10 protein-coding genes are annotated in these 13,421 nt (G+C 71.5%); 4 read left to right on the top strand and 6 right to left on the bottom strand.

The genetic code is table 11. The annotated features are described in order from the left end of the window. Window positions 1–151: 151 nt before the first annotated feature. The 6 genes from ACVKXF_RS03375 to ACVKXF_RS03400 form a co-directional block, all read right to left on the bottom strand. Window positions 152–1,129, bottom strand: coding sequence for a hypothetical protein (locus ACVKXF_RS03375; RefSeq protein WP_456794824.1), 978 nt, complete (start codon window positions 1,127–1,129; stop codon window positions 152–154). Between the two features lie 112 nt (window positions 1,130–1,241). Then, complete coding sequence (locus tag ACVKXF_RS03380; RefSeq protein WP_456794825.1) at window positions 1,242–2,516, bottom strand: FAD-binding protein; 1,275 nt, start codon at window positions 2,514–2,516, stop codon at window positions 1,242–1,244. A 17-nt stretch (window positions 2,517–2,533) separates the two neighbouring features. After that, complete coding sequence (gene araA / locus ACVKXF_RS03385; RefSeq protein ID WP_456794826.1) at window positions 2,534–4,114, bottom strand: L-arabinose isomerase; 1,581 nt, start codon at window positions 4,112–4,114, stop codon at window positions 2,534–2,536. Next, window positions 4,111–4,821, bottom strand: coding sequence for an L-ribulose-5-phosphate 4-epimerase (locus ACVKXF_RS03390; protein ID WP_123314056.1), 711 nt, complete (start codon window positions 4,819–4,821; stop codon window positions 4,111–4,113). Before ACVKXF_RS03390 ends, araA begins: the two co-directional genes overlap by 4 nt. After that, window positions 4,818–6,548, bottom strand: coding sequence for a xylulokinase (locus ACVKXF_RS03395; RefSeq protein ID WP_456794827.1), 1,731 nt, complete (start codon window positions 6,546–6,548; stop codon window positions 4,818–4,820). Before ACVKXF_RS03395 ends, ACVKXF_RS03390 begins: the two co-directional genes overlap by 4 nt. A 298-nt stretch (window positions 6,549–6,846) precedes the next feature. Further along, window positions 6,847–7,860 (bottom strand): LacI family DNA-binding transcriptional regulator, encoded by a 1,014-nt coding sequence (locus ACVKXF_RS03400; RefSeq protein WP_456794828.1) that lies wholly within the window; start codon window positions 7,858–7,860, stop codon window positions 6,847–6,849. A gap of 146 nt (window positions 7,861–8,006) precedes the next feature. On the opposite strand from ACVKXF_RS03400, the gene ACVKXF_RS03405 reads away from it, so the two are divergent. The 4 genes from ACVKXF_RS03405 to ACVKXF_RS03420 are packed head-to-tail and all read left to right on the top strand — an operon-like array spanning window position 8,007 to window position 13,272. Continuing rightward, window positions 8,007–10,004 carry a glycoside hydrolase family 127 protein gene (locus ACVKXF_RS03405; protein ID WP_456794829.1) on the top strand — a complete coding sequence of 666 codons (1,998 nt, stop codon included), beginning with the start codon at window positions 8,007–8,009 and terminating at the stop codon, window positions 10,002–10,004. Between the two features lie 4 nt (window positions 10,005–10,008). Further along, complete coding sequence (locus ACVKXF_RS03410; RefSeq protein WP_340195794.1) at window positions 10,009–11,316, top strand: ABC transporter substrate-binding protein; 1,308 nt, start codon at window positions 10,009–10,011, stop codon at window positions 11,314–11,316. 42 nt (window positions 11,317–11,358) lie between these two features. After that, complete coding sequence (locus ACVKXF_RS03415; RefSeq protein WP_456794830.1) at window positions 11,359–12,315, top strand: carbohydrate ABC transporter permease; 957 nt, start codon at window positions 11,359–11,361, stop codon at window positions 12,313–12,315. Between the two features lie 3 nt (window positions 12,316–12,318). Beyond that, complete coding sequence (locus ACVKXF_RS03420; RefSeq protein ID WP_456794831.1) at window positions 12,319–13,272, top strand: carbohydrate ABC transporter permease; 954 nt, start codon at window positions 12,319–12,321, stop codon at window positions 13,270–13,272. Window positions 13,273–13,421 lie beyond the last annotated feature (149 nt).

A 13,421-nucleotide genomic window follows, 5' to 3' on the forward strand; every position in this document is an offset into this window, starting at 1 on the left:
GGGTCACCGGGCGGCGTCCATCCTGACACCGCTGCGGTCACCCGTCCGAATTCCACGTGCGAAGGACGTCGCACGACGAAACAATCCAAGTCCCGTGCGACGTCCGACTATTCCCGATGGATCTGCACCGAGTCCACCCCGAGGGCGAGGGTCAGCGGTCGAACAGGCCCCCGAGGAAGTCGTTGCCGAGGTTCGACGCCTGCTCGCCGAGGCCGGATGCCTGCTCGCCGAGGCCCCCGAGGAGCTGCTCGCCTTCGCCCGCGATCCCCTCGAAGCCACCGCCGAGGTCGGCTCCGAGGTCTCCGAGCCCGAGGTCGCCGATGCCCGAGGCGATGCCGTCGAAGTCGACGCCGAGGTTCGCGGCCTCCGCCAGCACGGGGCCGGCGGCGGCGCTCAGCACCGCTCCCCCAGCGACGGCGACGCCGAGGCCGCCGAGCGCCATCGCGCCGGCGCCGACAGCGGCACCACCGGCGAAGGCGCCACCACGACCGCGTCCGCTGCCGTTGCTCGAGCCGCCGAGGACGCGTCGGATCAGACCCGGACGTCGGACCTCACCGCGCGTCATCGCGCGCGCCATGCCGCCTGCCGAGTCGTCGCGCAGGTGCTCGTGCGGCGGCAGTTCGGAGTTCAGGCGGTTGCGCACCTGCTGCCGCTGCGCCGGGGTGAGCCGGGCGAACGCGTCGTGGTGGACCTGCTCGAGCTGGTCCGGCGACGAGGTGCGGAGCAGGTAGTCGTACTTCGCCAGGGCGACCTTGTCGGAGTCGGCCGGGCCCTGCTGCTGCTGGCCGTACTGCTGCGGCGGCTGACCGTACTGCGGCTGTGGTGCCTGCCCGTACTGCTGCTGGCCGTACTGCTGCGGCGGCTGACCGTACTGCGGGTGTGGTGCCTGCCCGTACTGCTGCTGGCCGTACTGCTGCGGCTGCTGGCCGTACTGCTGCTGGGGCCGCTGCTGCTGGCTCCGGTCGTCGCCGGTCAGCCGGTCCGCGGCGCCGCGGACGACGTCACGCCAGTCGGTCCCGCCACCGCGCTGCGCTCCGTTGCCGGGCGCACCGTCCCCCTGCCCACGCTTCTGGAGCTGCTTGTCGATGACCTTCGAGGCCATGCCGAGGATGCGGTTGAAGTTCGCCATGCCTCGACCTTTGTGGATGCACATGTGCGCTCCCAGCGACGAACCGGCGGGTCGCCCGCACGTCCGGTGGGCATCCCCTGTGAGCTGCGCACGAAGCGAGCGGCACGCCCCGTCAGGACAGGACGCGCGCCAGGTACGCGTTGCGGAACCGCCCCGTGGGGTCGACGTCCCGGGCGACCGCGGCGAAGTCCGACAGCCGCGGGTACGCCTCGTGCAGACGCTCGACGCCCACGCCGGACACCTTCCCCCAGTGCGGCCGTGGGTCGAAGGGCGTGAGCGCCTCCTCGATCCGCGACACCGCGGCCGCCACGGCAGCGGCGTCCCGGCGGAACGTGAAGTGGATGCCGACCGACTGCCGACCGGACGACGGCGCGAGCCACGCGGTGTCGGGTGCGATCGTGCGGATCTCGGCGGCGATGAGGATCGGCGCGAACACCGGTTCGAGCGGACGGAGCGCCTCGAGCGCCGCAACGGCCGAGGCCGCGGGGATCAGGTACTCGGCCTGGATCTCGGCGCCCGTCGACGGGGTGAACGTGGACCGGAAGTGCGGCAGCCGCTCGGCCCACGGCCCGGAGACGCCGCCCTGCTCGGTGACGCCGGCCGGGTCGTTCTCCCCCGGGTGCACGGGGCCGGTGGCGGGCCGCGCGCCGAGGGCGACGAGGTCGACGGTCGGTGCGGGTTCGTCGGTGCGGTGCTTCACCCAGACCTGCCGGGCGCCGCGGTCGTCGAACGACGTGAACATCGACACCGAGTACGCGTCGGACATCACCTGGTCGAACTGCGCGGCGACGGCGTCCCACGGCAGGTCGAGGTGCACCGTCGTGGCGACCTCGAAGGTCGGCTCGATCGCGAGCTCCACGGCGGTGACGACGCCGAGCGCGCCGATGGCCACCCGGTGGGCGTCGAGGGCGCCGTCCGGCGAGGACGCATCGACGTGCGCGAGCTCGCCGGAGGCGCGCACCACGTCGAGTCCGACCACCGCCTGCGCGAGCGATGGGTTGCGGACGCCGGAGCCGTGCGTGCCCGTGGCGACGGCCCCGGCCGTGGAGATGTGCGGCAGGGACGCGAGGTTCCCGAGTGCCCAGCCACGGGCCTCCAGACCGGCCGCGACCTGACTGTGCGTCATGCCGGCGGCGACGCGGACCACGCGCCGCGACGTGTCGATGTCGAGCACCGGCGGCAGGTCCTGCAGCGACACCTGCACGGCGTCGGTGTCGGCGATGGTGTTGAACGAGTGTCGCGAGCCGAGCGCCGTCAGGCGCGGCGTCGACGCGACGAGCCGCCGGAGCTCGTCCGTCGACGTCGGGCGCGCCAGCGCCGAGGCGCGGTAGGTGACGTTGCCCGCCCAGTTCGTCCACGTGCGCTCGGCCGCGATCACGTCGTCCATCGTGGGGTCCTGACTCCTCAGAAGCCGCGGTCGAGACGGTGCCACGTCTGCTGGAGACGCAACTCGTCGCGGAACCCGCGGGCGGTGGTGTGCTCGTCGATGACCAGGAACTCGGTGCCGACCATGGTGGCGAGGTCCTCGACGACCTGCAGACCGACGGCCGTCGTCATGACGGTGTGGTGGGCGGCGCCGGCGGTGAGCCAGGCCTCTGCGGCGACGGGGAAGGACGGGCGCGGCTCCCAGACGGCACGGCCGACCGGCAACTTCGGCAACGCCGAAGTCGGGGGCACCACGTCGACGACGTTCGCGGTCAGGCGGAAGCCGTCGCGGGTGTCGGAGAGCGCCACGACGACGGCCTCGCCGGAGTCGGCGGTGAAGACCAGGCGCACCGGGTCGTCCTTGCCGCCGATGCCGAGCGGGTGGATCTCGAGCGTCGGCTTCGTGGTGGTGAGCGTCGGGGAGACCTCGAGCATGTGGGCGCCGAGGATCTTCTCGGCACCCGGGGTGAGGTCGTAGGTGTAGTCCTCCATCAGGCTCGCACCGCCGGGCAGGCCGGCACCGGCGACGTTCATCGCGCGGACCAGGACCGCCGTCTTCCAGTCGCCCTCGGCACCGAAGCCGTAGCCGTCGGCCATCAGGCGCTGCACGGCCAGGCCCGGCAGCTGCTTGAGCGAGCCGAGGTCCTCGAAGTTCGTGGTGAACGCGGCGCTGCCGTTCTGCGCGAGCAGGGTGCGGAGGCCGATCTCGATGGCGGCGCCGTCGCGGAGCGCGGCGTGCCGTTCGCCGCCGTCGCTGCGGAGTGACGGGTCGACGTCGTAGGCCGCTTCGTACTGCGCCACGAGCGCGTCCACCGCTGCCGTGTCCGCTGCAGCAGCGTCCACCGCTGCCGCGAGCTCGTTGACGGCCCAGGTGTTCACCTGCACGCCGAGCTCGATCTCCGCCTCGGTCTTGTCGCCCTCGGTGACGGCGACGTAGCGCATGTTGTCGCCGAAGCGCGTCAGCTTCAGCTCGCGGACGGCTGCAGCACCGGCTGCGGCACGGGTCCAGTTCGACACGCGCTGCTGCACGCGCGGGTCCGAGACGTGCCCGACGGCGGTGGCGTGCCGGACGCCGAGGCGCGCCAGGGCGTAGCCGAACTCACGGTCGCCGTGCGCGGCCTGGTTGAGGTTCATGAAGTCGAAGTCGATGTCCGCCCAGGGCAGCGTGACGTTCGCCTGCGTGTGCAGGTGCAGCAGCGGCTTCGTCAGCGCCTGCAGGCCGCCGATCCACATCTTCGCGGGACTGAACGTGTGCATCCAGGTCGTGACACCGATGACCTTGTCGTCGGCGCTCGCCTCGATCAGGGCGCGGCGGATGCCGTCGGCGTCCTTCAGGACGGGCTTCCAGACGAGCTTCACCGGCACGTGCTGCGCCAGCTCCGCGTGCACGGCACGGGACTGCGACTCCACCTGGCGCAGGGTCTCCTCGCCGTACAGCCCCTGGGAACCGGTGAGGAACCAGACCTCGTAGCCGTCGAGCGTGGCCTGGGGGTCGACGATGGTGTCCGGCGTCGTGGTGTCCGGCGTCGTGGTGTCCTGCGTCGTGGTGTCCTGCGTCATCGCATGGCTCCTTCGGGGTTCTGTCCGTAGACGTTCTGGTAGCGATCGAAGAGTCGATCGATGTCTGCTTCGGCGATCGGGACGACGTCTCCGCCCTGCTTCGCGATGTGCACCGTCCGGGCGACGTCCTCGCACATCACGGCCGCCTTGACGGCGTCCTTCGCGTCCTTGCCGATGGTGAAGACGCCGTGGTTCTGCATCAGGACCGCGCGGCTCCGGTGTCCGCTGAGGGTCTCCACGATGCCGTGGCCGATCGAGTCGTCGCCGATGATCGCGAACGGGCCGACGGGGATCGGGCCGCCGAACTCGTCGGCCATCGCGGTGATCACGCACGGGATGGGTTCCGCTCGTGCGGCCCACGCCGTCGCGTACGTCGAGTGGGTGTGGACGACGCCGCCGACCTCGGGCATGTTCCGGTACACGTGGGCGTGCGCGGCGGTGTCGGAGGACGGGCCGTGCTCGTTGCCCCACCCGTCGGCCGGCTGGCCGTCGAGGGTGCAGACGACCTGGTTCTCCGGGGTCAGGTCGTCGCTCGAGACGCCGCTCGGCTTGATGACGAAGAGGTCGGTGCCGGGCACGCGTTCGGAGACGTTGCCGCCGGTCCAGATCACCAGGCCGTAGCGGACGAGTTCGCCGTGCAGGCGGGCGACGCGCTCGCGGGTGGCCGCGACGGCCCGCTGGGTGTCCTGGTCGGTTGCGCTGGTCATCTGGTCACTTCCTGCTCTGCCGGGAGGCGCGGCTCGGCTCCCGCCGTCCCCTCGCCCCGGGTCGTGGTCGCGCCGGCGCCGGGGGCGGCTGCCGCACCGGTTCCGGTCGCGTCTGGTCGGGTCGCCGCTGCCGCCACGGCCTGGACGGGTAGGGCAGCGCGGTACCGGCCGAGGTACGTCTGGAAGCCCTCGACGTCGCGCGGCTCAGGCTCGGCCACGTGCACGGCGTCCCCGCCGAACACGGTGTCCGACAGGTAGTCGGCGAGCTGCTGGTCGGTGTGCTCGAGGTAGGCGGCCAGCACGGCGATGCCCCACGCCCCGCCCTCGCCCGCGGTCTCCTCGAGGGCGATCGGCACCCGTAGTGCGGCGGCGAGCAGTCGCTGCGGGGCACCGGGCGTGCGGAAGAGCCCACCGTGCGCGGTCATCCGGTCGACCTGCACCTGTTCGCCGTGCAGCACGTCCATGCCGATCGCCAGGGTGGCGAACGCGCCGTGCACCTCGGAGCGGACCAGGTTGCCCAGGGTGAAGCGGGCGTCGGGGGTGCGGAGCAGCAGGGGTCGGCCGTCCTCGACGTGGGTGACGGGTTCGCCGGCCAGGTAGTTGAAGGAGAGCAGGCCGCCGGCGTCGGGGTCGGCCTGTTCGGCTTCGTCCAGGAGGACCCGGAACACGTCATCCGTCGGCATCGGACTGCCCGATGCCTCGGCGAAGCGTCCGAACACCCGCGCCCAGCTCGCGATCTCGCTCGCGCCGTTGTTGCAGTGCACCATCGCGACGGCGTCGCCGGACGGGGTGGTCACGACGTCGAGCTCCTCGTGCGGGGTGCTGAGCGGGTGCTCGAGGACCACCATCGCGAAGATGCTCGTGCCGACGCTGACGTTGCCGGTGCGCGGGGCGACGGCGTTCGTCGCGACCATACCGGTGCCGGCATCGCCCTCGGGCGGGCACAGGGGTGCGCCGGGGCTGAGCGAGCCGGTGGGATCGAGCCACGCGGCGCCCTCGGGGGTGAGGGCTCCGGCTTCCTCGCCCGCGACGAGCACCTCGGGCAGGACCGCACGGAGGTCGGGGACGTGCTCGCCGAGCAGTTCCTGCGTCGTGGCGAGCATCTGCCCGTCCCAGTCGCGGGAGCCGGGCTCGCCCGGGCCGCTGTCGACGGGGCCGCTCTCGATCGGGAAGACACCGGAGGCGTCCCCGACCCCGAGCACGTTCCGACCGGTGAGTCGTCGGTGGACGTAGCCCGCGAGGGTCGTGATGCCCGCGACCTCGGCCACGTGCGGCTCGTCGTCGAGCACCGCCTGGTACAGGTGTGCGATCGACCAGCGGAGCGGGACGTTGAAGGACAGGACTTCGCTGAGCCGTTCGGCTGCGGGTCCGGTCGAGGTGTTGCGCCAGGTCCGGAACGGCACGAGCAGCTCGCCCGCGGCGTCGAACGCCAGGTAGCCGTGCATCATCGCGCTCACACCGACGGCGCGGAAGGTGGTCGGACGCACGCCGAACTGCGCTTCGACGTCGGCGACGAGCGCGGCGTACGCGGCTCGGAGGCCGGTCTCGACGGCGTCGAGCGAGTAGGTCCAGCGGCCGTCGACGAACTCGTTCTCCCACTCGTGGGACCCGGCGGCGATGGGCACGAGGTCCTCGTCCACCAGACACGCCTTGATGCGGGTGGAGCCGAGCTCGATCCCGAGTGTCGTGCGGCCGTTCGCGACCTGCTGGGTGGGGTCGTCGCCCATGCGTTCCTCCAGAACTCCGTCGTCCTCCGTGAGCGCTCACATCCTGGCACGTGAGCGCTCACTCTCGCAATGCCCGGGCGCGCCGCCCCGCTCACGTCCGCCGAGGTTCCACAACACCCCGCCCGGTGAACCCATCCGCGGAGAAGACTCGCCCGACCCCCTCCCGCCGAGGTTCCACAACACGCCGCCCGCGCACCGCCCAGGTTCCACCGACGACTCGGATCCGCGCCCAGATGCCGAGATTTCGGAACCTCGGGGTCCGGGCGGGCGGCGGCCGCGGGGGGCGCGCGGCGGCGGGCTACGGGCCGGCGGTGCTCTCGCGGATGACGAGGGCCGGGGCGACCGACGCCGAGGCCGCCGCACCGCCGTCGATCAGGCCGAGCAACGCCTGCCCCGCCACACGCCCGAGCTCCTCGAGCCGCAGGTCCACTGTGGTCAACGGCGGCCGCGAGGCGAGCGCCATCACGTCCCAGTCGTCGAAGCCCGTGACGGCGACGTCTCCGGGCACCGATCGTCCGAGCTCCCGCAGCCGATCGCACACGCCGCGGGCGATCTGGTCACTGCCGCACACGATCGCATCGACGTCAGGCGACTGCCGAGCCAGCACGTCGACGGCCTGGCGCCCCCACCGTTCCGACCATTCGCCGAACAGCGGCGGCGTGACGAGCCGCGACCCGAGCACTGAGGCCGCTCCCGCCACCCGGCGTTCAGCGGAACGGTGCCGTGAGGGCCCGGTGACGACGGCGACGCGTGACCGGCCGAGGGTGAGCACGTGGGCGGCGACGGCCGCACTGCCGGCCTCGTCGTCGAGTGTGATCGAGACGTCGTCGGCCGAGGTCGACGGGGTGAAGGCGTAGACCACGGGGATGGACACGTTGATCGGCGGCCGGGCGTCGGCCGACCGACCGGTCACGATGATGCCGTCGACCCCGCGGGCCGCGAGTGAGCGCAGGTAGTGGGCCTCGCGGACGTGGTCGTCGCGGGTGTCGCACAGCAGGACGGCCATCTGCCCGGCGGACAGGGCGTCCTCGGCGCCGAGCAGCACCGGGATCGAGAACCGACCGAAGGAGTCGGTGGTGATCATGCCGACCGTGTAGGTGCGGCCCGACGACAGTGCGCGGGCCCGGGCATCACCGACGAACCCGAGCTTCTCGGCGGCGTCCTTGACCCGCGCCCGCGTGGAGTCGCGGAGCTGCCCGGTGCCGTTGAGCGCCTTCGACGCCGTGCCGATCGACACCCCGGCGAGCGCGGCGACGTCGGTGATGCGGACGGGCTGCGCGCCGCGGTCGACACCGGTGCGTTCGAGCGTCACGGCAACTCCTTTCCGGATCGGGAGACGTGTCGATGAGCATACGCATCGAATCGGCTGGGATGCTTGCGCACACCGTGTCGATGTCGTAGCGTCCCCGCCAGAAACCGTTTTCCGAAACGGATCACGTCACATCGCAAGGAGGCGACATGACCACCACGCTCGCGACCGACAGCCGTGCACACACCGCGACCCCGGTCCTCCCCACCGCTGCCGCGCACCTGACGCTCCGGCCCCTGCCGACGGGCGACGCCCGGATCACCGGCGGGTTCTGGGCACTCCGGCAGGAGCGCAACGGCCGTGACGCGGTCCGCGGCGGGTACGCCCTGCTCGAGACCGCCGGCAACTTCCGGAACCTGCGCATCGCCGCGGGGCTCGAGGAGGGCGAGGCCACCGGGCCGATCTTCATGGACTCCGACGTGACGAAGTGGCTCGAGGCGGTGGCGTGGGAGTACGGCCGGGCCCCGTCCGAGGACCTGCTCGACCTGCAGCGCGAGGTCACCGCCCTGTACGCCCAGGCGCAGGCCGACGACGGCTACCTCGACTCGGTGCAGCAGATCCGTGGGAAGGGCGAGCGGTACACGGACCTCAAGTGGAGCCACGAGATGTACTGCGCCGGGCACCTTTACCAGGCGGCCGTGGCGCAGCACCGCGCGACGGGCGACACCGGCCTGCTCGAGGTCGCGATCAAGAACGCCGACCACCTGGTCCGCACGTTCGGCGACGGCACCGCACCCGACGGCACACCGAAGACCCGCGACGTCGACGGCCACCCCGTCGTCGAGATGGGCCTGGTCGAGCTGTACCGCGAGACCGGGAACCGCGACTACCTCGACCTGGCGCACTGGTTCGTCGACGCTCGCGGCACGGGCATCATCGAGCGCGCCGGTGGCGAGCCGACGTACTTCTCCGACCGGGTGCCGAGCCGGCAGGCCACGACCGTCGAGGGCCACGCCGTCCGCGCCGTGTACCTGGCCGCGGGTGCGGTGGACGTCGCGATCGAGACCGGTGACACCGAGCTCCTGGCCGCGAGCGAGACGCAGTTCGCGGACATGATGGCGACGAAGGCCTTCATCACCGGCGGCCTCGGTGCGCGCTGGGACTGGGAGGCGTTCGGCGACCCCTACGAGCTGCCCACCGACCGCGGCTACGCCGAGACCTGTGCGGCCATCGGCGGTGTCCAGTGGGCCTGGCGCCTGCTGCTCGCCACCGGCAAGCCGGTCTACGCCGACGCGATCGAGCGCCTGCTGTACAACGCCTTCCTGGCCGGGGTGAGCCTGGCGGGCACCGAGTACTTCTACGTGAACCCCCTGCAGCAGCGGGACCACGCGCACCAGGACGAGAACCGCTCCCCCGCACACGGGCGCCGCGGCTGGTTCGACTGCGCCTGCTGCCCGCCGAACATCATGCGCACCTTCGCGAGCCTGGACGGCTACCTGGCGACGGCGACCGACGGCGGCCTGCAGGTCCACCAGTACGCGACCGCGGACCTCGGCCCGGTGTCGGTCGAGACCGGCTACCCGCACGACGGCCGCGTGGTCGTCACCGTCACCGAGGACGGCCCGCTCGCCCTCGGCCTGCGGATCCCGGTCTGGTCGGACACGACGACGGTGCAGGGTCCGGACGGCACCGCGCACCCGGAGCCGGGAACGCTGCACGTCGTCGACCGGCACTGGACCGCCGGCGACACCGTCGAGCTCGTCTTCGACACGACGCCGCACCGGTACGTCGCCGACTCCCGCATCGACGCCGCCCGCGGTCAGGTCGCCATCGAGCGCGGCCCCCTCGTGTACGCCGTGGAGCAGGCGGACCAGCAGGGCTTCACGGTCGACGACCTGACGGTCGACGCGGTCGCCCCGATCACCGAGGAACGTCGCGACGACCTGCTCGACGGCATCGTCACGCTGCGCGTTCCCGGACACGCCCCCGCCGCACACGAGCAGGCACCGTGGCCGTACCAGCGGCTGGACGCGACCCGGTCTGGAGGCGCGGGTCACGCCGTTGACGCGACCCGCGTCGGCGACGTGGCCAGCTCGCAGGGCGCCACCACGGGCCTCCCGTCGGTCACCGCGACAGCGGTTCCCTACTACGCCTGGGCGAACCGGGGCGCGGCGCCGATGCGCGTGTGGCTCCCGCTGGCGCGGTGACGTGATGGACCGCAGAGCGTTCCTGGTCGGCGGTGTCGCCGGCGGCGCAGCACTCGCCCTGGCAGGGTGCTCCGGCACCCTGCCGAAGGTCGACGCGAAGGCGGCGAGCTTCGGCAAGGACGCGACCGGCACCGTGCACGTCTGGTGCCGGTCCGCGACCCAGGCGGGGCTGACCTCGGCGGTGGCCGGCTTCAACAAGGCGAACCCGAAACTGCAGGTCGAGCTGACCCCGGTGCCGGACGGGCAGTACGTGACGAAGCTGGCGACGGCCATCCGCGGTGGTGAGCCGCCGGACGTGGTGGACATCGACGACATCAACTCGCAGCTGTTCATCTTCCGCGAGGCGTTCGCCGACCTGACCGACGTGGTGCAGGGCCTCGACTACTTCGACGCGATCTCACCGGGGCACCTGCGGTTGCTCGAGTACCGCGACCGGTACTACGGACTGCCCTACCTGGCGGACAACTCGCAGCTGTTCGTCAACACGGAGCTGTTCGACCGGGCGGGGCTCGACGTCGAGGAGTCGACGAAGGACCTCTCCACGCTGCTCGACGCGGCGAAGGCCATCCGGAAGCTCGACGACGACGTCTTCGGCTGGTCGATCTCCGGCAACGCCGCCGGCATCATCGGCTTCGTCACGCAGCCGCACGTCTGGGCCACGGGCGTCGACATGATGTCCGGCGAGGTCGGCGGGCAGACGGCGAACATCACCGGCAACGAAGCCCTCGAACGGATGCTCGAGTTCTACCGGCAGCTCTGGAAGGACGGCGTGCTGTCGAAAGCGACGTACGCCGACGCCGGCACGACTTGGGGCGCCGACTTCCGGGCCGGCAAGGTGGGGATCTTCCCGACCTCGTACGGCGCGACCGTGCCCGCGGCCACCAAGGCGATGCGGGCGAAGATGCAGACGGTGCTCATCCCGTCGTGGGACGGCCAGCGGTCGTTCTTCGACGGCGGCGACAACATGTGCATCCCGAACGGGGCGGCGAACCCGTCGGGCGGCTGGGCCTTCATGCAGTACGCAAACGGTCTCCAGCAACAGCAGGCCCTGCCCGACGGCGGGTACTTCCCCACCCGCTCGGACGCCGCGACGCCCGAGTACCGGAAGCGGTTCCCGCTGGCGTTCGGCCCGCTCGACGCCATCGAGAAGGGCTACGCGCCGCAGACCCTGGCCTACAACCTGCTCGTCAACCAGCCGTCGTCGCCGTACTTCGCGATGTTCCGCGAGGCCGTGTTCGGTTCGGGCACCGCTGCCGCGATGCGGACGGCGCAGGCGGACTACACCCGCATCCTCGACCAGGTCCAGGCCTGACCGACGCTCGTTCGCTCGTTTGTTGCACAGAGAGGTGCAGACATGACCACCATCTCCACCCGACGGACCGGCGCCGGCCGCCCGACCGTCGGCCGCGGCCGGGGCCGGGGCCGCCCGGGTCCGTCCCGCGGTTCGCTCACGCACCCGCCGCGCGCCGGCGCCGTGCTCGTCACCCCGGCGATCGTCTTCGTCGCGGTGTTCGTCCTCGCCCCGCTCGTGTTCGCGCTCTACATCTCGTTCACGAACTGGCCCCTGATCGGCCCGTACCGGTTCATCGGGCTGCAGAACTACCTGACGCTGTTCCAGGACCCGACGTTCGTGCACGCCATCGGGTACACGCTGCTGTACACCGCGATCGTGACGGTGCCGATCCTGGTGCTCGGCTACTTCCTGGCGGTGCTCATCCGGGCCCGGCGACGGGGCAGCACCCTGCTGCGGACGGTGTTCTTCCTGCCGTACGTCGTCGGCCTGACCACGCTGTCGTTCATGCTCGTGCTCGAGGCGCAGCCGAACTCCGGAGCCGTCAACATGGTGCTCCGCTGGCTCGGCATCACCGACGGCAGCACGGCCTGGCTCGTCAACGGCCCCCTCGCCACGCTGCTCATCTGCGTGCTCGTGGTCTGGGCGGTGTCCGGGCTGACGATGGTGCTCCTGATGTCGGCGATGCAGGGCATCCCCGACGAGGTGTACGAGTCCGCGCAGCTCGAAGGCGCGTCCTGGTGGCAGACCGAACGGCTCATCACCCTGCCGATGATCCGGTCGACCATCGCCCTCAGCGCCATCATCTCGGTGATCGGTTCGCTGCTCGCGTTCAACCAGTTCTACATCCTGACCCAGGGTGGACCGGGGACCGAGACGACCACGATCGTGAACGCGATCTACAACCGCGGCTTCGTCAACCTGCAGCTCGGCGCCGCGACCGCCGAGTCGATCGCCCTCGTCGTCGTCATCGCCGCCGTCACGGTGTTCCAGTTCTGGGCACTGCGAGAGAAGGACTGAGCCATGAGCACCACGACCTCCCGCGCCGGCCTCGCAGCACCGGACCTGTCCACCCGAACGCTGACCACCAGCGGCGACGGACACCGCCGGCGCCACCACCAGGGCAGCGTCCGGCATCCACGCGACACCGCCGTCAAGCGCACCCTCTACGTGATCGCCGGCGTCGGGTCGGTGCTCGTCTTCGGCGTCCCGCTGCTGTGGTCGATCCTGCGGGCGTTCCAGTCCGAGGCCGTCATCACGCAGGCGGCCGACCCCGCGACGTTCTTCCAGCTCGGCTGGCAGAACTTCGCGGCGGTGTTCAGCTCGTCGTCGCACCTGCTGAGCGGCGTGTTCAACTCGCTGATCGTGTCGATCGCCACCGCCGTGCTCACCGCGGTGATCGCGACGATGGCCGGGTACGGGTTCGCCCGCTTCCGGTTCCGCGGCTCCGGCATCGTGTTCGGCCTGGTGCTGCTGACGATGATGGTGCCGTTCCAGGCGATCCTCACCCCGCTGTACCTCGAGATGAACGCCATGAAGCTCACGAACTCGCTGCTCGGGCTCGTGCTGTTCTACACGACGGTGAACCTGCCGTTCGGGGTGTTCGTGATGCGGAACGCGTTCGAGTCGATCCCGACCGAACTCGAGGACTCGGCGTTCGTCGACGGGGCCTCCCGCTTCCGGGTCGTCGTGTCGGTGCTCCGCCCGCTCCTGCTGCCCGGGGCCGCGACCGCTGCGCTGTACGCGTTCCTGGCGTCGTGGACCGAGTTCCTCGGAGCGTTGACCTTCCTGACGAAGGACTCGCTCTACACGCTGCCGGTGGCGCTGCTCAACCTGCAGACCGGTGCGTACGGGCAGGTGTCGTACGGCAACCTCGTCGCCGGGTCGGTCGTGGCGATGATCCCGTGCATCGCGCTCTACGTCGGGCTGCAGCGGTTCTACGTCGCAGGCCTGTCGTCCGGCGCGCTGAAGGGCTGACGGTCGGGTCAGCCCGGCCGGTGCGAGGTTGACACGGCCCCGCACCGTGCGCCCCTGGCCGGCCGGTGCGAGGTTGCTCGCTCGGTGAGGGGAGCGCCGCACCGAGCGACCAACCTCGCACCGGATGGGCAAGGCGGCACCGTGCGCCG

The organism is Curtobacterium sp. PvP017, assembly GCF_054060195.1.

Coding starts and splice junctions, on each gene's coding strand:
- ACVKXF_RS03375 (WP_456794824.1), bottom strand. CDS start 1,129: ATGGCGAACTTCAACCGCATCCTCGGCATGGCCTCGAAGGTCATCGAC.
- ACVKXF_RS03380 (WP_456794825.1), bottom strand. CDS start 2,516: ATGGACGACGTGATCGCGGCCGAGCGCACGTGGACGAACTGGGCGGGC.
- ACVKXF_RS03405 (WP_456794829.1), top strand. CDS start 8,007: ATGACCACCACGCTCGCGACCGACAGCCGTGCACACACCGCGACCCCG.
- araA (WP_456794826.1), bottom strand. CDS start 4,114: ATGACGCAGGACACCACGACGCAGGACACCACGACGCCGGACACCACG.
- ACVKXF_RS03390 (WP_123314056.1), bottom strand. CDS start 4,821: ATGACCAGCGCAACCGACCAGGACACCCAGCGGGCCGTCGCGGCCACC.
- ACVKXF_RS03395 (WP_456794827.1), bottom strand. CDS start 6,548: ATGGGCGACGACCCCACCCAGCAGGTCGCGAACGGCCGCACGACACTC.
- ACVKXF_RS03410 (WP_340195794.1), top strand. CDS start 10,009: ATGGACCGCAGAGCGTTCCTGGTCGGCGGTGTCGCCGGCGGCGCAGCA.
- ACVKXF_RS03415 (WP_456794830.1), top strand. CDS start 11,359: ATGACCACCATCTCCACCCGACGGACCGGCGCCGGCCGCCCGACCGTC.
- ACVKXF_RS03420 (WP_456794831.1), top strand. CDS start 12,319: ATGAGCACCACGACCTCCCGCGCCGGCCTCGCAGCACCGGACCTGTCC.